The sequence below is a fragment of the Virgibacillus sp. 7505 genome (genome assembly GCF_002272135.1).
Lineage (GTDB): Bacteria > Bacillota > Bacilli > Bacillales > Amphibacillaceae > Terribacillus.
Genome location: NZ_NPBF01000032.1, coordinates 103385 through 123623, shown reverse-complemented (window position 1 = coordinate 123623; position 20239 = coordinate 103385). Strand labels below are relative to the sequence as shown.

The following is a 20239-nucleotide window of genomic DNA, read 5'->3' as shown; positions in this document are numbered from 1 at the left end:
AGTTAAAATTGTAAAATTAATGAAAAAATATCGTAAATATTAACCGCTTTTTGGATAATTTATAGTAAACTAGTATCATTATCTTTTAGAAAAAATTGGTTTTAGTTATAGCTTAGTAGAAGTGTTTGTACACCTCGAAACAAGAAGGGATCGTAAAAATGAAGAAAATTGCAATTGTTGGAACAGGATATGTAGGCTTAGTTACAGGAGTGGCACTTTCAGATGTAGGACATGATGTCACATGTGTGGATATCGATGAGACGAAGGTTGCCAAGATGAATCAAGGCTTGTCTCCAATCTATGAGCCAGGTCTAGCAGAATTAATGACCAAAAATATCGAAAGAGGCAATCTTCATTTCACGACTGACCACAGCATCGCATTCCATGATGCAGATGCTATCTATATTGCTGTCGGTACCCCAGAGAGAGCGGACGGTTCTGCTAACCTTGACTTTGTCCAGCAGGTAGCAAGGGATATCGCTGCTCATGTAACAGACAAAGGAGCAGTTGTCGTAACAAAGAGTACAGTGCCTGTCGGTACGAACAAGCTTGTGAAGCATTGGATTACAGAAGCTCTTGATCGTGATGTGCAGATTGAGGTTGTATCTAATCCGGAATTCCTTCGCGAAGGTTCCGCTGTACACGATACATACAATGGTGATCGTATCGTAATCGGTTCTGAGTCTGAAGAAGCAGCAGCTTTAATAGAAGAAATCAATAAACCATTTGGCGTACCGGTATTCCGTACGGATATCGAGAGTGCCGAAATGATTAAATATGCGTCCAACGCCTTCCTGGCAGCGAAAATAAGCTTTATCAATGAAATTGGTACGATTTGCGGTAAGCTGGGTGCCAACATTGAAGATGTTGCGAAAGGAATGGGTATGGATAAACGTATCGGCGATAAATTCCTGAATGCCGGAATCGGTTATGGCGGCTCTTGCTTCCCGAAAGATACAAAAGCACTTGTTCAGATCGCTGGAGATGTGAATCATACATTCGATTTGCTGGAATCCGTTATCAATGTAAATAACAAGCAGCAGCAAATTCCTGTTGATATGGCACAAATGGTCGTACGCGGCGGATTGGAAGGCAAGAAAGTTGCCATGCTTGGTCTTGCATTCAAGCCTAATACCGATGATATGCGTGAATCAGCAAGCATTGTTCTTGCCCAGAAATTGACTGATCTTGGTGCGAACATCTCTGCATTTGATCCAATCGCTATGGACAATGCGAAGCGATTGCTTCCAGAGACTGTTCATTATGCAGCTAATACAGAAGAAGCTCTCAAGGATGCAGATGTAGCAATCATCGTGACAGAGTGGGATGAGTTCAAGGACCTTCCGCTGACTGTTTTCGAACAGCAGATGAAACAGCCAATCGTTATCGATGGCCGTAACTGCTACCCGCTTAAGTTTGTAGAAACAGCGAATATCGATTACTATTCTATCGGACGACCTTCTGTCATCCGTGCGAAAAAATCGAATCAGCCAGCAAACTAATTCAAAGCCGACAGCTTCTGCTGTCGGCTTTTTCTATGCCTGCTCCCGGAATCTCCGGGGTGTAAGGCCTGTATGTTTTTTGAATACTTTCGTGAAATAGCTTTGGTCATGGTAATGAAGCAAAGCACAAATATGCAGCAGGGAATGATCCGTCAGCCGCAGCAAGAGCTTGGCTTCCTCGATTCGAAGGTGCTGGATATAGGTCCGTATGGGCATGCCGACTTCCTGTTTGAATCGAGCGGATAAATAAGTCGGATTCATCTTTAGCATGTCAGCAAGCTGCTTCAGCGTGAGAACCTCGTAAAGATGCTGGTAGATATAATGGACGCAATGGGCAATTTTACGCGAATATGTTCCCGCCTTTATTTCGCCTACTTTTTCAGCAAATGTGCACAGTGCTTCGGTTTGGAGACGCACAAGTGCAGACAAATCCTTCTTTTCCTCAATCTGCTGGATATACACATCACTCATCGTAAAGGCAAGCTCAGGAGCCAGTCCGCCGTTAATGGCAGCGCGCGTGGCTAATGTTATTGCCGTTATAGCAAGGTTCTTCCGGTTTCGAACTGCATTCTGTTTCGCTAATGTCCCGCTGAGCTCGTCTGGAAAACTCTGCAGCTGTTCCTTGACGAGATCTGGCTTGCCGGCACGGATACAGTCGAAAAGCTTTTCCTCTAAATAAGGGTGATGGTGCAAATTGGTATTCTGTCTGTTTTCGGCAGACTGAATCATCGGCAGTTCAAAGGAGGGCTTTTGCAATGCGGCCGCATCCAGTTCGCGCTGGTAGAGCATGTAATAAGCGAGTGAGCCGATATCAATTAGCTTCTCCTTTGACAGGCTGGTTTCTGGTGCAGGACCAAGCTGCAGCATCCCGCCGTTATTTTCAAATGGTATGTAAAAAGAGAAGCCGGCAGCTTCTTCCTGTACATATGGAGAGCTAGAGGGTGCAGCTTCTGACTGATAGGTAACAGGTATAGAAAAAGTCTGATGAAGCAATCGTGTGACGGTGGACCATTCGTTCGGCATACATAACCCCCATTGCAGAAAATAGAAAGTAACTACCAAAAAAACGAAATCAATACCAGAAATGTAATCGGTGTCATTATATCATAAATATGCAGGGGTATTGTAATAGGACAACTGGAGGAGGTGCAGGGCATGTATCTTGTAGTCGACATCGGCGGAACTTTGGTCAAAACCGCTTTGATGGATAGAGGCGGCAAAATCATCAAAAAGGACAGCCGGCCGGCTTCCCGGGAAAATATTGAAGCTTTCGATAAAATCTTGTTTGCCAGCATAGATGACATGTTCCAGGAGGATGTACGAGGCATTGCTGTCAGTACGCCGGGAGCTGTCGATACAGACACTGGTGTTATCTATAATGGCGGATCCTTTCCTTTCCAGCATGGCGTGAACCTGAAAGAAAAACTCCAGAAGCGCTATGGTGTGACTATTGCAGTTGAAAATGATGGCCGCTGTGCAGCACTCGCGGAGCTTTGGCTCGGCAGTCTCAAGGACAAGCGCGACGCTATCGTCTTAGTGCTTGGCAGCGGAGTGGGCGGCGGTATCCTAATGGATGGCAGAGTCCATCATGGCCGGAATCTGCTGGCAGGAGAACTGAGTTATGTGATGGAAGCAGTTGACGAGAAGTCAAAGAAAGCCACCTTCTTTGGAGGTACTGGTTCAGCAGTCAATATGATCAAACGTATCAATCAGGAAAAAGAAGTAGCGGATGTCACAGATGGAAAGAAGGCATTCGAATTCATCAATGCTGGCGATACGGCTGCGAATCGGGTTTTTAATGATTTTTGCCAGAGCATCGCCGTACAGATTTTGAATCTCCAATATATTTTCGATCCAGAAGTGTTTGCCATTGGCGGCGGCATCAGTGCGCAGCCAATAGTGGTAGAACGAATTCAGCAAACTGTAAAAGAGTTAAAGCAAGCAAACCCGTTCCATGCAGCGGGTCCAGCAATTGTCTGCTGCCATTATCAAAGTGATGCTAATTTATACGGTGCGCTATATCATTATTTAACGGAACATGAAAAGACAGGGAGGAACTAAATCATGGCAGAAGTGAAAAAAGAATTTCCACAAGGTTTCCTATGGGGCGGCGCTGTTGCAGCCAACCAGCTGGAAGGTGCTTATCAAGAGGATGGCAAAGGATTGTCTACAGCAGATGTGTCGCCGGACGGCATTATGTATCCAGCATCTGAAGATCCAGCCAAACTGAATCTATATCACGATGGAATCGACTTTTATCATCGCTACAAGGAGGATTTAGCACTGTTCGGTGAGCTTGGTTTCAAATGCTTCCGTACAAGCATCGCTTGGACACGAATTTTCCCGAATGGTGATGATGCCGAGCCGAATGAAGCAGGCTTGAAATTCTATGACGATTTGTTCGATGAAATGCGGAAACAAGGCATGGAGCCTGTCGTTACTATTTCTCACTATGAGATGCCATTGAATTTAGTGAAAAAATATGGTGGCTGGCGCAATCGTGAAGTGATTGGTTTCTATGAGAAATTCGCCCGCACTGTGCTGGAGCGCTATAACGGCAAAGTGAAATACTGGATGACATTCAACGAAATCAATGTTGTGCTGCATGCACCATTCACTGGCGGCGGTTTGGTGTTCGAAGAGGGGGAGAATAAGCTGAACATTATGTATCAGGCTGCTCATCATCAGTTCGTTGCAAGCGCATTGGCGGTTAAAGCATCTCATGAAATCAATCCGGAAGCACAAATTGGCTGTATGATCGCGTCTATGACGACGTACCCACTCACCCCGAATCCAGATGACGTATTCGCAGCCCTGGAGCAGGATCGCAAAACATTGCAGTTCTCAGATGTACAAGTACGCGGGTATTATCCAACGTATATGAAGCGGTATTTTACTGAAAATGATATAGAGTTCGAGATTGCTGCTGGTGATGAGGAACTCATGCGTGAGCACACTGTCGACTATATCGGCTTCAGCTATTATATGAGCTTCATTGCGACAACAGATGAAGAAAAGCTGAAGGAAGCAGCAGCTGGAAACTTGATGACAGGGGTAAGAAACCCTTATCTCGAGTCTTCCGAATGGGGCTGGCAGATTGATCCCAAAGGATTGCGTACGACGCTGAATATTCTTTATGATCGCTACCAGAAGCCTTTGTTCATCGTTGAGAACGGCCTGGGTGCCGTGGATAAGGTCGAAGAAGACGGCAGCATTCAGGATGATTACCGCATCAATTATCTGCGTGCTCATATCGAGCAAATGCGGGAAGCTGTAGCTGATGGGGTTGATTTAATCGGCTATACGACTTGGGGACCGATTGACCTAGTCAGTGCTTCGACAGCGGAATTGAAGAAGCGATATGGTTTTGTATATGTAGATCGTGATAACGAAGGCAATGGCACGCTGGAAAGAACGAAGAAAAAGAGTTTTGCTTGGTATCAGCGTGTCATCGCGACAAACGGACAAGAACTTTGATTTGTAAGGCACCTTGCTGCACAGCAGCGGGTGCCTTTTGGTTTGTTGTGGAAGTGTTTCCATTATACTACTATGATTTGTAATTATAGATACAAAAGTGCTAGATTGTGCCACCAAATTTCAACAAATTTTGCTATACTAATAGCAACTAAGATGAAAAAGGTTGATGGGGATGCGGGAACATGAAGCTAGCAGGAATGAAACGGCTGAATCTACTTTGAAAGTCGGTCAGATGAGAATAGAACGGATTAAGCCGGACAGTGTCTGGACAAAGATCGAAAAGTGCAAGCTGACGACGTTGACAGCTCCCTCCGGCTACGGCAAGACAACAATGCTCCAGGAGTGGGCCGCACGAACTGATTTGGAAGTAGGCTGGATCAATCTAGAGGAAGAAGATATCCAGCGTGTCGCCTTCTGGAAGAAGGCAATCCTACATATGCCTGGTCTGCCAGATCAGGAACGAAAAAAACTATTGGATATCATCCAATCCGCTTCTTACTCGCCGACACATTTCATTGCGACATGGTGTGCTTATTTGCGTGAGCATCATGTGGCTGGTGCACTGATCATTGATGATTTTCATCTGATGACAAATTCCAATGAACTGTATGAATTGACTTCATTACTAGAAGAAATGCCAGACACTTTTCACATTATAGTATCGGGGCAGGCTTTTCCGGGTCTTTCGATGAAACGGCTGCTGCGGCAGAGGCAAGTACTTCAGATTACGAAGCGGGATCTCATCTTCACAGAAGAAGAGATTGAGACTTATATCCGAAAACATTTGCATAAGGAGCCAACGGAGGCTGCTGTTCAAAATATTCTGCAGCAGACAAATGGGTGGGCTGCCGGACTTCAGCTTATCCACATGTATGAGCAGTTCCAGGAGGATTACTCCGAGCTCCAGTTTTCAAATATTGTTGTTGCAAGGCAGCTGATTCAGGAAATCGTCCATAGCCTTCCTGAGAATGAACGGACCTATCTGCTCAGAACTTCTATTTTGAATACGATGCACGTCCGGTTATGTGATTATATTGTAGGCACAAGACGTGGCCGGGTAATCATGCGTCGGCTAAGGACACAAGGATTGCTCATCGAGAGTCAGGAGGAGCCAGGCTGGTTCTCCTATAATAAGCACTTCCGCACATACCTGAAAGAAATGCTCGATATGCAGACAACAGACGTTAAAGACTTGTACATCCGGGCTAGCGAATGGTACGAGAACGAAGAAATGCTGCTCATGGCTATCCAATACGCATGGAAAGCAGGAGACCTGGAGCGTGTCAAACAGCTTTTGATCAAAACAGCTCCGCTGCTGCTGCAGGAAGGACGTGTGGACCAGCTGCAGGAATGGATCGGTAAACTGCCGCGAAAGTTTATTTATCAGCTGGAATTAGGGATCATTTATGGCTGGGTGCAATGCCTGCGCTTTCAGCCGAAGCTCGCACAGCGCCATGCATATATGATGGAAGAACAGCTGCTGCGCCGGGAACTGCAGCTTTCCGAAGAAGAAGAAAAGAGGCATTTTGCCGATTTGTATACCTTGAAAAGTTTTATTTCCTTATTAGAGGATGATGCCAGGGGGGCAATGGATCATGCTAGCAAGGCATTAGTGTACAGTGCGAACTCTAGCAGATACTTTTCCCATTCGGTTGATTATAATCGTCACGATGCCACTATCCTTCATTCCCCTCTAGGCGGAGGCGGTGATTTACGTGGTGTTCAGCGCTTATACGAAGCTTTGGGACATACAGTTTCGAAAGAGTCTGTGTTCAGCGGCTATTATCACTTGAGCATGGCCGAGCTTTACTACGAATGGGGTATGGCTAGCAAAGTGAAAATTCATTTGGAACAAGCATCGATTATTGCTGACTTGTTTGGACTGCCAGGTCTGCTCGTACCTACATATATTCTAAAAGCACGTCATGAAATCGAACTGCAAGGTGATGCTCAATCAGCCAAAGCTACGCTTCATGCGCTAAAGGATATGCTCACGCGGAGCAATGCTTCAGCAGATTGGTTCAAGAAAGCAGAGGCGGCAAGAATTCGTATCGCAATTCATCAAGGTGATACAAAGCGAATTCAAAATTGGCTTTCTCTTTTCGTTCTTCAAGAGCCTCCGATGCAGCAGAAAAGTCTATTTGAATACATCACACTTGTGTGGGCTTACGCTGCGCTGGGTGAAGCAGAAAAGGCGCAGAGCTATATCCAAAAGCTGCTGCCACTCGTCAAATTCGGTCATCGGCTAAGTGCAGAAATCGAATTGTACATCATTCAAGCGGTGCTGCTGTATCCAACTGAACGTGAACAAGCATTGCAAGTTATGAGTGATGCACTGCGTCTCAGCGCCGATCATAAATATTTGCGTACGTATTGGAAAAACGGCGATACAGTGCGCGACATGCTGAACGAACTGATGGATACAGAGAAAGTACCGAAGAAGCATCGGAAATACGTTGAACAGATCTTGGCGTACTGGTGGGAAGAGACAACAGAGCAGAAACTGCAAAACAAGCTGACAAACAGGGAGCTGCAGCTTATCTATCATCTTCAGCTTGGCAAACGGAATAATGAGATAGCGGAGGAGCTGGACTTATCACTTGGTACGGTAAAAGTGTATTTCCATCGAATCTATGAAAAGCTTGGTGTGAAAAATCGCAAGCAGGCAAAGGAATTGGCAGCAGGTCTTGATTTTTCCGACATTTTGTAAAGAAGCAAATGATTTTGTGGAATGGTGCTGAATAGTGGAAGTTATTGTAGTAGAATGGAAGAAATGGAAATGCGGGAAGGGGGCAGCACTGTGCTGCAGGCTTTGCATCATATTGCAATCATTTGCTCGGACTATACAGAATCCAAGCGATTTTATACAGAGATATTAGGCTTACAAGTAATTCGGGAAGTATATCGGGAAGAACGGGATTCCTATAAACTCGATCTTGCTTTGGGAGATACATATATTATCGAATTGTTCTCCTTCCCGAATCCGCCGGCACGGCCTAGTTATCCGGAAGCAGCTGGACTGCGGCATCTTGCTTTCACAGTAGATGATGTCGAAAAGGAAGTAACACGACTTCAAGCAATGGGTGTGAAGACAGAACCTGTCCGAATTGATCCTTTCACAGAGAAAGCATTTACTTTCTTCCAGGATCCAGACGGATTGCCGATTGAACTGTATGAAGAGGAGGCTGCCGAAAAGTGAAAAAGGAGACGCTGCTGATCGGGACATTCATCCTTTTCCTTGGTATTGCAGTCTCGGCTTTCTTCTATGTCCAGAACAAATCTGTGACTAGCAGTTCCCTTAAGGCGAATGAGCAAAAAGAGCAGTCTTATGCCGCTGAATCAAAGCTAACAGAAGAACCGAAAGAAGTGAAAATAGAGCATATCGATGGAGAGTTTGCCCTCCAGAAAGAAATGATTGCAGTGGAGGAAGAAGAAGCTGCTGAATTAGAGCCTGAAACGGAAGAAGTTCAGACAACGGAAGAACCAGTGGTTACAGAAGATGAAACAGAGTCCGGTTTTAGCTCTGATTCTACTTATCAAGCACCTGGATCAAGCTACACTGCCCCATCAAGCAGCACATCTGGCAGCAGTTCATCCAGTTACAGTGGAAGCAGCTCCAGTAGGTATAGTGGAGGATCTTCCAGTGGAGGATCATCTAGTGGTTCAGGTGGGGGGGCTTCTTCTGGAGAAACGGATGCAGAGAAAGAGAATGATAGTAATACTGCACCGTCAAAAGAAGAGGATAAACCTGCAGATAAACCGAAACCAAATCCGAAGCCTCCTGCAGCGGAAGAACCGGAAGAGGACCCAGCACCGGAACAAGACTCCGAACAACCGGAAGTCCCTTCAGATGATGCGGATGATAAGGAAGAAATAGAAGCAGTAGGATAAATCAGACAGTCGCACAATTGTGCGGCTTTTCTTTTAGGGACAATGTTATGGCAGCTCCATTTTGGGTAATATGGAGAGAAAGGATTTCGACGTGAGGGGACTTGTTATGAAGACAAAGTATTATGCCATTATAGATATCGGATCGAATACAATGCGCCTTGTCGTGTATTTGCGTGACAAGAGCGGCAGAATCAAAGAAAAAGAGAATGTGAAGGTTGTTGCGCGTCTGCGCAATTATTTGACTGCTGATGGAGTCCTGGACGAAAAGGGGATCCAGACATTGATTAAAACATTGCACAGCTTCCAGGAAGTGACACGCTTTTATGAGCTGGAGTCCACAACATGTGTGGCAACAGCTACCGTTCGACATGCGAAGAACCAACAGGAAATAGTAGAACAGGTAGATAAAGAAACAGACTTTACTATCAGGGTCCTATCAGACTATGAAGAAGCGTATCTCGGTTATTTGGCTGTGGCGAACAGTACACCGTTTCGGGATGGTATAACCATCGATATCGGTGGCGGCAGCACGGAGGTGACTTATTTCGAGAATCGCAAGCTGCTATTCTATCATAGTTTCCCATTTGGAGCTTTATCTCTGAAGCGGCAATTTGTAGCAGGAGAGAAGCCGACGGAGGAAGAACTGGAGCATATCCATACATTTGTATGTGAGCAGCTGCAAACATTGGAATGGCTGCCGGATAAACAGCTGCCGATCCTCGCAATTGGCGGAAGTGCTCGGAATGTCGTCCAGATGCACCAGGAAAAAGTCGGTTATCCACTGGCTGGATTGCATCAATATAAGATGAAGAAGCAAGATATCGAAGACATGGAATCAGAGCTTGCTCCGCTCAGCTTTGCCGAGCTGCAGAAGGTGGATGGTCTCTCAAAGGATAGAGCTGATATCATTTTGCCGGCAATACAGGTGTTCCGCTGCTTGCTTGATATTGTAGGAACAACAGATTTTGTTCTCAGCCGAAAAGGATTGCGGGATGGATTGCTGTATGAAGTGCTGCATCGCCGTAACGAAATGACCTTATTCACAGACGTACAGGAACGAAGCTTCGAGGAGCTGGCGAAGGATTTCGAGATTGATCGGACACATGCACTGCAGCGGCAGAAAACAGCTGTATTGCTGGCGGAGCTAGTGGAGAAAACAGGGCTGGTGGAATTGAATGACCATGATAAGTTTCTCGTGAAGTATGCTGCTTATGTATATAATGTCGGAGCGTATATTGATACAGAATCCGGAAATCAGCACACGTTCTACTTGTTGGCGAATCGGACAATCGACGGCTTGCTTCATAAAGATCGAATCATTCTGGCATTACTCGCTTCCTTCAAAAATAAATCCTTCTATAATCGTAACGCAGAAGTATTCCAGTCCTGGTTCAAGGAAGAGGAGCTTGCACATTACCGGCAGCTGGGAGCTATTATCAAACTGGCAAGCAGCTTGCATGCAACGAAACGGAATATTGTGGCTGACATCGATTTGCAGGAGGATGGAGACGATCTTCTGCTTACTGTAATATGCAACAAAGACTGGCGTGCAGAATGGTATCAAGTGGAAAAACAAAAAAAACATCTGGAAAAACAGCTGAGACGAAATATAGGGCTCGTTTTTCGTGAAGATACTCATTTCCATATAAGTTAAAATTTACAATAACTTCATAATCTCTCTTTTTACTGACTGATATACTAGAAGTGAAGAATACTGTCGAAAAGTGGTGCATGGAAATTGAGAACTGAGGAACAGCTGCGGGTTGATCTGAATAACCCGAAAAATTACAATAACCGAGAGTTGAGCTGGCTTGCATTTAATGAACGAGTGCTGGAGGAAGCGCTTGATGAGCGCAACCCTTTGTTGGAAAGGCTAAAGTTCCTGTCGATTTTCAGTTCCAATCTGGATGAGTTTTTCATGGTGCGCGTGGCTGGTTTGAAGGATCAGGTGAAGGCTGGATTCAACCGGCCGGAAAATAAAGCCGGTATGACGCCAAAACAGCAGCTTCAAAAAATTGGAGCAAAGGCGCACCGTCTCGTGGAGATGCAGAACAGTGTATTCCAGGATGTGATTATCCCGGAGTTGAAAGAAGAGAAAGTAGAATTATTGAACATGGAGCAGCTGTCCAGTGCCCAGCTGCTTCGTCTGGAAACGTATTTTGAAGAAGAAATATTCCCTGTACTTACGCCGATGGCAGTCGATGCTTATCGCCCGTTTCCAATGCTTCTGAACAAAAGTCTGAACCTGGCTGTCTCCTTATTGGACGAGCATGAGATGGATGAAGCTGCTCAGCAGAAGACAGCCATCGTGCAGGTGCCGGCTGTTCTGGACCGCTTTATTCAGCTGGAGGATACAAGGGAAGATGAACTCCATTTTGTTCTCCTGGAAGATATCATCAGTCATTATATTTATAAGCTATTCCGCGGATATCAAATAAAATCTGTGACAGTTTTCCGTATAACCCGGAATGCTGATATGACGATTCATGAAGAAGGCGCCCGGGATTTATTGAAGGAAATAGAAAAAGAGCTCAAGAAACGTAAATGGGGAGCAGCTATCAGGCTGGAAATCCCAAAACAAGAGTATGACTACAAAATGATCACCTTCCTGACAGAAACACTGGATATCCATCGGAAGGATGTCTATGAAATTGATGGACCGATCGACATGACGCGAATGATGCAGTTCTACAAGCTTGTTGCAGCAAAACGGGAGCATCTAGTTTATGAGACGCTCATCCCGCAGCCGCCTGCTGAAATCGGAACAGATGAGAATTTATTCGATGCTATCAATGATCGGGATATATTCCTGCATCATCCGTATGAATCGTTCGAGCCTATTGTTGATTTCGTTTCAAAAGCAGCAGATGATCCCGATGTGCTGGCGATTAAGCAAACGCTTTACCGAGTGAGCGGCGATTCGCCTATTATTGATGCGTTAAAGCGTGCAGCAGAAAAAGGGAAACAGGTTACCGTGCTGTTCGAGCTGAAAGCGCGCTTTGATGAGGAGAATAATGTGCAATGGGCCAAGGAACTGGAAAAGTCCGGCTGTCACGTTATCTATGGTATGACCCATCTGAAGACGCACAGCAAGATAACACTTGTCGTGCGGAAGAAGCATAACCGAATCGAGCGATTTGTTCATCTTGGCACAGGGAACTATAATGATCAGACGGCCAAGCTGTATACAGACATGGGGCTGTTTACCTCCAAGCGGAAATTCGGCATTGATGCGACTAATTTTTTCAATTACTTAAGCGGCTATACTGAGAAACCGACCTTCCATCATCTGTCGGTAGCTCCATTTGATATCCGGTCGGATATGATCAGTATGATGGATGAAGAGATTCGCTTACATAAACGGTATGGGAATGGGCGAATTATCATGAAAATGAACTCGATCACCGATAAGCCAATCATTCAGAAGCTATATGAAGCTTCCATCGCCGGTGTCAAGATCGATTTAATCATCCGGGGCATTTGCTGCCTGCGTCCTGGAATCAAGGGTGTGAGCGATAATATACGTGTACGGAGTATTGTCGGCAGATATCTGGAGCATACGCGAATCTATTATTTCCATCATAATGGGGAGGAAAAGATACAGCTTTCCTCAGCTGATATGATGACAAGGAATATGGAGAAGCGGGTGGAAATCCTTTTCCCGATATTCGACGGACCTATCAAGCGTCGAATCCGAGACATCCTCGATGTCATGCTAAAGGATAATAGCAAGGCAAGAGAGCAGGATGAAAACGGAGTCTATCATTATGTAACAAGGGGCGATCAGGAAGAGCTGATAGATAGCCAGCTGATATTGTTTAATGAAGCTTATCGTGTGATGGAAGATGAGGAGTGAGGATAGGACGCAATCAGCGTCCTATTTTTTTGCTTTTCGACAGAATCTGCTGGGAATTATTGCTATAATGGACTCTAGCAATCTTAAACTGGAAATTCATTCTAGCAGTCTAGCAGAGGAGTGGAAGCAGTGAAGGCATTTTTTATAACATTAATATGTATTTGTATACTTGCAATAACAGGTACTGGCATCTACTTCTTCCTATCACAGGAAGAAAACGATTCAGCCAGCGGGAAAGAAAATGAGGCAACGCAGCAAGAACAATTGCCAGCTGAAATGCCGGAAGATAAACAATTGAAGCCAGTAGAGAAAGGAGAAGGGGCGTCCAAGCTGGAGGAACTTTCTGGCGATACAAAGGATTTCCTTTCTACGTTCACATACGAGGTCTATGATGAACAAGTTGCCTATCAGAATGAAGAGCTGGTCAAGCAAATCATCAGTGACCAGCATGCCTATTTGAATGATCTCACTGGCTGGGGACACATCGATAATGTAGATATCGACTATCTGGCTCAATCAGAGGAATGGCAGCAGCTGCAGAAGGATGTAGAAAGACTGCGAACGGAAGGCTTTGCTCCATCAGAAGCTGTAAACGATATGTGGAACGCCGAGGCGTTCATGCGAATCGCAACAGACAGCGCGGACCTGAACAGTCTGCGTTATGTGCATCGGATTTTTCATGATATGGACGCAGAAATCAATGGAGCAGAAGTGGATAAGGTGTGGGGCGCAACGCGTGCATTTGGTGCTGAAACGGAGACGCAGGAGCTGTATGCATATATTAAAGGATAAAAAAGCAGTCAACGACTGCTTTTTTGTTCTTTATATAGTGTTGCTGTATAAGAAGCATACATATAATCAAAGAAATGGATATCATTGTAATTTGGGTCAGCCTGCAAGGGTGATTGTTTCTGCAGCTGGCTGTATAGAGTCTCGGACATTTGCTGATCATCTACTATTAAACTATAAATCAAAGCAAGCGCATATACAGCACTAGATTCATAATTAACTACGGGCTTGCCGGTGTTACGGTCATAGCCGCCATATAATAGACCATTATTTTGCATTTGAGTTTGAACCCAATCATGAAAACTTTTCGGTTTTTCATGTGTACTTTCTGCATACTGAATAGCAATCAAGAATTGATCAATCATATTTACCGTCTCTGCATTTGCTGTGTGGTAGCTATTGTTTTCCGGGTTGTAGATTTCATTGAAAAAAATTTTGTCTGTCAGGCCATCTGCCAAGATTTGCTTGTATCTAGGTAATTTGGAAGCTTGCAGCTTCTCCAGCACATCATAATCTATATAACTGAGATGAATCTCGGATGTTCTTTGTTGTGATGACCAATCATAGAAATCAACGATTAAACCATTAACAGTTTGTGTTTTATTCATTGTATCCCATATCTGTCCTGCAAAATTAGTGTAAGAGGAATTATGAAACTGTTCTCCCCCTCTTAGCAGTGTTCTTATTATCCGGTAATCGTCTACTGAAGCATTTGCAGTTACATCTTCTTCCAGCTGCCACTTTAGAAAAATGCCCTCATCGGTAGTGACTGTGAAGTTAGATTGAAGCAGGAGAAACTGCTCCTCAAATTCTTGGCTATCTCCGACTATGAGTAAATATTCCATGTATTGCCCGAGGCTTTCAAGAAGGATAGGAGTAGTGTCGCGTTCTCCATCTCCATAGCTAGCAATGAAACCTTCTTTGTTCTTGTATTGTTGTTTGACGGTACTAGTAACTGTTTCCTGGTCAACAGAAGAAGAGAAATTTAAAAACAAAAGAAGGCTACAAATCAGCAGCAAAAGTATTTTAGCAACATAACCTTTATGCTGCATCATCCTTAAACCTTTCTGTTTTATCCCACTTAATTGTTTGCTTCGTCAGCCGGCTCCATATATAAGAAAGTCCACTCCGTAAAAGCAATAACAGGAAGATCTGAGCATAAGTGAAATACATGATTAAGCCGATAAGTACATTAAAGGGGGTAATAGTCCTTTCAAGCACCATTGCACTGACGACCTGAGCAGTATAAACTACATAGCTCATAAACCAGAACAACAGCAAAGGAGATTCAAAATCGGGCAGGTTGACTCCTAGTAAGCTTAGAATGAACCATGTATTTGAAAATAGCAGCATTAATACAAATAATAAATAAGTCAAAACATGCTGGAAGCTATGGACAAACGTCTTTCCTTTCCAATAACTCCATTCATGAAACGATTTCTCCAATAGATAGATATTACCTGTCAGCCATCTTGTACGCTGTCTGACAAAGATACTGATTTTCTCTGGTTCCTGTTCCCATGTTCTAGAGTGGTGAACAACAGGTAATTTCCACCCTAAAGCCGTCAGCCTGACAGTAAGTTCTGCATCCTCGGCAAGAGCATACAGGTCATACCCCCCAGCTTCCTGCAGAACACTTCTTCGAAGCAGCATGTTCGTTCCTGCCAGGGAACCTGTTTTAAACATCTTCCATCGACCACTTTGCATTAATAGCTGAAAGACCTGAAATTCGATCGAGATCATTCTGGTCAATACGTTTCGGTCTGCATTGATAGTCTTAACATAACCCACTGCTCCTCCAGCGTCAGGAGTACGTTCTGCAGCGTGAATCAATTCCATCACACTGTCTTCAGCGGGCTGATTATCTGCATCAAAGACAATGAAATAATCAGATGTCGTTACAGATAATCCATAATTAAGTACCCTTGATTTTCCTTTCGGAGACCCAGGAGGGACTTTTAAATAATGTATACGGGAGAAAGTGCTGCTGAATTTTTGAATGATCTCCGCTGTGTCATCTGTAGAGGCATCATCCAAAACATAGACATCCAAAGCTCCTGGGTATTTTAGTCGAATCATAGCTTCTAAAGTCTGCTTTATCACGACTCCTTCATTATGCGCAGGAATTAAAACAGCAACAGAGGGATAGGACGGTAAAGTAATTTCTTCTTTCCTTTTCAATCGCTGTAAAACGCCGGCGATTGTAAGAATGGAATAATAGATGAGTAGAATCCAGAAAAAGGCCATAACTGCTACTAGAATAATCTTCATCCTGCTGCTCCTTTGAATGGCTGGGTTATCTCTAAGATAGATTCTATCTCTTCCTCCAGTACAGTTTCACATATGAGAGGAGGATCAATCAGATTAAATTGATTCCGAAGTTTACCCATCAATCTGTCAATTACAATTTGACATCCTGCTTCATTGGTATTCTGAAGGAAGATAAGGAATTGCTCTTCTTTTACTTGTGTGACTAAGTCGAATTCGGCGCGTATCGAGCTTAAAATCCCCTCACTTACAATGTGGGAAATAGAGTTTGTGGTTTCTAGCACTTTTTCAGGAGTAACGATGGAAGCAAAAACATAATAGTTTTGTTCATTACGTCGTTTCGTCCCGGTCGAAATCAACTTCACACGACTCTTAAATTCAGTCAAAGTTAGTAATTGGGAAGAACCAGCATATTTTTCAAGTGCTTGAATCTTCTCTTTTAGTGCTATATTTTCGTTACGATAGCGTGATGTTATCCCATAGGTAAGCCAAATTAAAACCATGCTAACAGTTACGAGAATATGGCGAAGCAAATAATAAACCTGTTCTGTCAAAGATGCATGCGTGAATAATGCATAGAAAAGTAGAAAGAAACCAAAAGAAAGACTAAGCAAAAGCAACGTGATAAATTGTCTGGCAAAGCTTCCGGCGTGGATGGAAAAAATGGCTAAAAGCAGAATTAAACCATCGGTCAAAGGAATAGAGGACGATGCTGTAAAGGATAATGCCATAAAACTACATAAAAGAAATGTCAACAAAATCCGGAGCTGCATGTCAAACCTACTTTCTTATTCAAAATAAAAAACAACCGCCAATAAAATGGCGGTTGCACTAGTAGCTCTTCTTTACCCAAGTGCCCACATACAGATAAAGAGTCGAAGCTTCATTTTCTATTGTCATAATATATCATTTATTGTATAGATGTCCATATTTATTTACGCAGTATCCGATTCAGCTGTCTCAGTCAGGAATCGCAATCCTGCTAAGTATTTTCGTCCGCGTTTTTGCACCCATTGGACACGTACATCACTTTCGCGGAAGCTGTTGTGATTGGCGTGCAGACGCAGTACTTGACCTGGTTTAATCGGTTTCTTCAGTTCGATTTGGCAGCCGCTCAGACTGTAATCAATAAGAGTGGTTTCTATTTTACCAGTATCAGCAAAATAGAGGACGCCAGGAACCGAAATTGTCTCCCTGATGCTCTGCCGCTCGGATTGTTTTGGTTCGGCTTGTGTTTGACGGAAGAAGCGGGAAACCGCATGCAATAGTGTTGAATTTACATATTCCCTGCTCGTATATATGTCTGGTGCATCGACGAACAGGAGTTTGATAAGGGCACGGTACTGTTCCTGCGTGACATCCTGGAAGGATACGCCTGCATAATAGCTTTTTCCTTGCTGGGAAACCCAATGCTTGTGAAGCTTCAAGCCTTGCAGCGGGTCTGAGGAAAGCGTCAGCGGAATTCCGGCTGACAGCAGATGGGCTGCTTTTGCATCAAGCAGTTCCAGTCTTGCGCCATATTCGCTTAAGTCAATGATTCGTATGGAATGCATCTTCTCATCAAGACTATTCACAAGCTCTGCTTCCAGCGTCACATCAAAGCGCTCTGCTTCTCGGAAGCGCGGCCGTTCCACCGAAATGATCAAAGCCATTACAAGTGCGACAGCATTGTACAGCACCCAGAAAATATTGATATAGAGCATTTCGACATTATCGTAAATCTGTATAGGGGTAAACAAATCTATTCCGATCATAATCATACTAGCAATGCTCATCGCAAGCAGAATCACATATGGTGTGCTTGTCCGCCAGAGAAAATGCCGGCGATTATTCACTATTCCTTTGCGGGTAACATTGAATTTGATCGATTTTCGGAAGAATAGTTCCGTTAGAACAGATACAGCCATGTAAGGGGCGAGTGCCACCTCATAAATGTGACTCCAAATCGTCGTCCTTTTGTTATCTGCCATGCGGCGGAACGCGAGCTGTGACGATAGGAACGCCGGCAGCCAGAACAGTAATAGAGTCGAGAAATCGGTTTGCAGACTATAGATGGAGAACAGCAGGAACAGCAATGGTGCCAGTAAATACACCATCTTATAGATACCAAAGAACCAATAATGAATTCCATCCATGTACAGCAAGCGCTGCATGAAGCTCAGACCTTTGATTGTGAGCGGATTCCATTTTCGGATGACTTGGATATTGCCTCGGCACCAGCGGTCGCGCTGCTTTAGAAGGTCAGCGTACGTTTCAGGGGATAAGCCAACAGCTAATGCTTCATTCACAAAGACTGTTTTTTGCCCATTTGTCTGGAGAAGCATACCTGTTGCCATATCCTCGGTTATGACGCCCGTTGCGAAACCCCCGATTTCCTCTAATGCACTTCGGCGGAACAAAGCATTGCTTCCGACATACATCGTCGCATTGAAGCGATCCTTTCCTTCCTCCAAACGGCGCATGAAGAAGTCTTGTTCATTCGTAATATTATCCTCGAAGAACAGATTGTACTGGAATGCGTCTGCATTATAGAATACTTGCGGTGCCTGGACGAATGAGACTTTCTTATCGGTAAAGTAGCCGAGCGTGCGTTCAAGGAAATTGGCGCGCGGTACCATATCAGCATCCATCGTGACGATGATCTCGCCGTCTGTTTTTGTCATCGCATGGTTCAGATTCCCGGCTTTTTGATGCTTATTATCCGGTCGATCTAAATAGTAAGCACCCATGGATTCAGTCAATTGCCGGATATCTGCTCGTCTTCCATCATCGCAGACATATACCTTGAGCTTGTCCTGCGGATAAGTCATCATTTGGCTCGCTGCAATCGTCCGCTTTAGAAGATCTGCTGGTTCATTGTAAGTGGCAATATATACATCGACTGTCGGCAGTTCCTTGAATTCCGAAAGCGGAATGGTTTTCCGCCTGAACGGCTTCCAGGAGAGGATGGTGAAAACGACGGATTGTAAAAATCCAGCCCATTCCGTCACCAGCAGCAGGATTCCGACTATCAGACTGAGTATTCCGACTGTCGGCAATGTGAATGCCGTCCGCCAAATCAAGTAGACAAGGTTGATACCAAGAAAGGCAGCCAGCAGCAAATACTTAGCAGCTAGATGTTTCCGGGCCAACCCATAAAGAACGAGCAGAATGACTGTGGAAGCGATTAGCCAAATGATTTCTGGAGTTTGCATGATGTATCACTTCCTTGCTTAGAATAATAGTTTTCGTTTCAATGTGTTATAAGCCTTCTTCGGCTGCCCGTTTTCATCGAAGAGGAGCGGTTTGCCATGTGGAGATTCCTGCTCGGTAACCCAGCTATGATTATCGGATATGCCCCAGACAGTGAACTCCCCGCAGGCTGGTGTATCCAGACACACTTCCATCACATCTCCGTACCGTTCAGCTTGGACATTCTTGGCATCCCCATTGTTGAGATTTTGCAGCTTCACGTCCATTTCCGTCACAGCAATTTCAAAGCCTGCATCTTCTATACGGGTGAACCATTCCTGGATGCGATCCTTGGAAAAGCGGGGGTCAGCGGCATCTACATGCGTTTGCATACCGATACTGTCAATTGGGATACCTTCTTGTTTCCAATTGCTCAAAGCTTCCAGCATCGCTTCTGATTTAGCGTTGGACATTTCATTACCATAGTCATTGTAATACAGCTTAGCATCTGGATTGGCCTCACGAGCCCACTGGAAGGCGAGAGGAATATAATCAGGTCCAATCGTGCGGAGCCAAATCGTATCCCGTAAGGTACCATCATCATTCCACGCTTCGTTGACAACATCAAACGAGTCGATGCGGCCTTGATAATGAGTGACAATTTCTTGGATATGGGTTTTGAGCACTTGCTCTGCGGAAGCGCGATCTACAGCCTGTTGAGATACCCATGCGGGAAGCGCTTCTCCCCAAACAAGTACATGGCCCCTGAGTTTGATATCGTGCTCTTCTGCCATTAGCACCATCTCATCTACTTTAACAAAATTGAAGGCTCCTTGCTCTGGCTGCATGGCATCCATTTTCATTTCGTTCTCGATCGTCCAGCTGGAGAATTCTGTGGTAGCCAGTTTCCGATATGTATCATCCTCCAGCAGGGCATCATAGCGAATCGAAGAGCCTATAAGCAGATCATCGTCTTGAGCAAGCTTGCGCAGTGGTTGTCTCTCCATCAAATACCCTCCAATGGCAATTCCAATAATGAGGATTGCTCCCCCGATCCAAATCCATTTACGCTTTTTCACAAGAAGCCCTCCATTATTAATATAGTAGTTATCGGATGGGGTCGGCAGCTATGTACCTTTTTCCAAAAGTACCCTGCAGTAAACCAGCCAACCTTAAAATGTAACTTTCCTCACAAGATATTTTTGTGTATTTTACACAAAAAAGCTAAAATTGTTTGTCTTTTCTGCATATTGAAAGCCCTTCAATAGATTTCTACAATAAAGGT

Annotated in this window: 15 protein-coding genes and 1 riboswitch; of the genes, 9 read left to right on the top strand and 6 right to left on the bottom strand. The window is 44.4% G+C overall.

All coding sequences use genetic code 11. The annotated features are described in order from the left end of the window. Nucleotides 1-158 precede the first annotated feature (158 nt). On the top strand, nucleotides 159-1502 hold the full coding sequence (locus tag CHH91_RS14960; protein WP_095224251.1) for a UDP-glucose dehydrogenase family protein: 1344 nt from the start codon (nucleotides 159-161) through the stop codon (nucleotides 1500-1502). 33 nt (nucleotides 1503-1535) lie between these two features. On the opposite strand, the gene CHH91_RS14955 is transcribed toward CHH91_RS14960, so the two are convergent. After that, nucleotides 1536-2525 (bottom strand): helix-turn-helix domain-containing protein, encoded by a 990-nt coding sequence (locus tag CHH91_RS14955; RefSeq protein WP_095224250.1) that lies wholly within the window; start codon nucleotides 2523-2525, stop codon nucleotides 1536-1538. Between the two features lie 132 nt (nucleotides 2526-2657). Between CHH91_RS14955 and CHH91_RS14950 the strand changes: the two genes are divergently transcribed. The 8 genes from CHH91_RS14950 (at nucleotide 2658) to CHH91_RS14915 (ending at nucleotide 13518) form a co-directional block, all read left to right on the top strand. Beyond that, complete coding sequence (locus CHH91_RS14950; RefSeq protein ID WP_095224249.1) at nucleotides 2658-3563, top strand: ROK family protein; 906 nt, start codon at nucleotides 2658-2660, stop codon at nucleotides 3561-3563. Between the two features lie 3 nt (nucleotides 3564-3566). Further along, complete coding sequence (gene bglH / locus CHH91_RS14945; protein WP_095224248.1) at nucleotides 3567-4979, top strand: aryl-phospho-beta-d-glucosidase; 1413 nt, start codon at nucleotides 3567-3569, stop codon at nucleotides 4977-4979. A 172-nt stretch (nucleotides 4980-5151) separates the two neighbouring features. Then, on the top strand, nucleotides 5152-7689 hold the full coding sequence (locus CHH91_RS14940; protein ID WP_176465807.1) for a winged helix-turn-helix domain-containing protein: 2538 nt from the start codon (nucleotides 5152-5154) through the stop codon (nucleotides 7687-7689). A gap of 90 nt (nucleotides 7690-7779) precedes the next feature. Further along, nucleotides 7780-8178 carry an SMU1112c/YaeR family gloxylase I-like metalloprotein gene (gene gloA2, locus CHH91_RS14935; protein ID WP_217973748.1) on the top strand — a complete coding sequence of 133 codons (399 nt, stop codon included), beginning with the start codon at nucleotides 7780-7782 and terminating at the stop codon, nucleotides 8176-8178. Next, nucleotides 8175-8870 (top strand): hypothetical protein, encoded by a 696-nt coding sequence (locus tag CHH91_RS14930; RefSeq protein ID WP_095224246.1) that lies wholly within the window; start codon nucleotides 8175-8177, stop codon nucleotides 8868-8870. The genes gloA2 and CHH91_RS14930 overlap by 4 nt, the downstream gene beginning before the upstream one ends. A 106-nt stretch (nucleotides 8871-8976) precedes the next feature. Continuing rightward, complete coding sequence (ppx, locus tag CHH91_RS14925; RefSeq protein WP_095224245.1) at nucleotides 8977-10524, top strand: exopolyphosphatase; 1548 nt, start codon at nucleotides 8977-8979, stop codon at nucleotides 10522-10524. Between the two features lie 84 nt (nucleotides 10525-10608). Then, nucleotides 10609-12726: an RNA degradosome polyphosphate kinase gene (locus CHH91_RS14920; RefSeq protein ID WP_286160800.1), complete on the top strand. Its 2118-nt coding sequence runs from the start codon at nucleotides 10609-10611 to the stop codon at nucleotides 12724-12726. Between the two features lie 129 nt (nucleotides 12727-12855). Beyond that, nucleotides 12856-13518 (top strand): hypothetical protein, encoded by a 663-nt coding sequence (locus CHH91_RS14915; protein ID WP_095224244.1) that lies wholly within the window; start codon nucleotides 12856-12858, stop codon nucleotides 13516-13518. Nucleotides 13519-13526: 8 nt separating this feature from the next. Here the strand turns inward: CHH91_RS14915 and CHH91_RS14910 are convergent, their stop codons facing one another. From CHH91_RS14910 to CHH91_RS14890, 5 genes are all read right to left on the bottom strand, one after another. Continuing rightward, nucleotides 13527-14570, bottom strand: a complete 1044-nt coding sequence (locus CHH91_RS14910; protein WP_095224243.1) for a hypothetical protein — start codon at nucleotides 14568-14570, stop codon at nucleotides 13527-13529. Further along, nucleotides 14557-15786 (bottom strand): glycosyltransferase family 2 protein, encoded by a 1230-nt coding sequence (locus CHH91_RS14905; protein WP_095224242.1) that lies wholly within the window; start codon nucleotides 15784-15786, stop codon nucleotides 14557-14559. The genes CHH91_RS14910 and CHH91_RS14905 overlap by 14 nt, the downstream gene beginning before the upstream one ends. Continuing rightward, nucleotides 15783-16541, bottom strand: coding sequence for a hypothetical protein (locus CHH91_RS14900; RefSeq protein WP_141234174.1), 759 nt, complete (start codon nucleotides 16539-16541; stop codon nucleotides 15783-15785). Before CHH91_RS14900 ends, CHH91_RS14905 begins: the two co-directional genes overlap by 4 nt. Nucleotides 16542-16594: 53 nt before the next feature. Further along, a riboswitch (cyclic di-GMP riboswitch) is annotated at nucleotides 16595-16678 on the bottom strand. A 40-nt stretch (nucleotides 16679-16718) separates the two neighbouring features. Beyond that, nucleotides 16719-18977: a glycosyltransferase family 2 protein gene (locus CHH91_RS14895; protein ID WP_095224240.1), complete on the bottom strand. Its 2259-nt coding sequence runs from the start codon at nucleotides 18975-18977 to the stop codon at nucleotides 16719-16721. Nucleotides 18978-18995: 18 nt separating this feature from the next. Beyond that, the gene (locus tag CHH91_RS14890) at nucleotides 18996-20033 is read right to left on the bottom strand and encodes an endo-1,4-beta-xylanase (protein ID WP_095224239.1); all 1038 of its coding nucleotides are present in this window, start codon (nucleotides 20031-20033) and stop codon (nucleotides 18996-18998) included. Nucleotides 20034-20239: the final 206 nt, after the last annotated feature.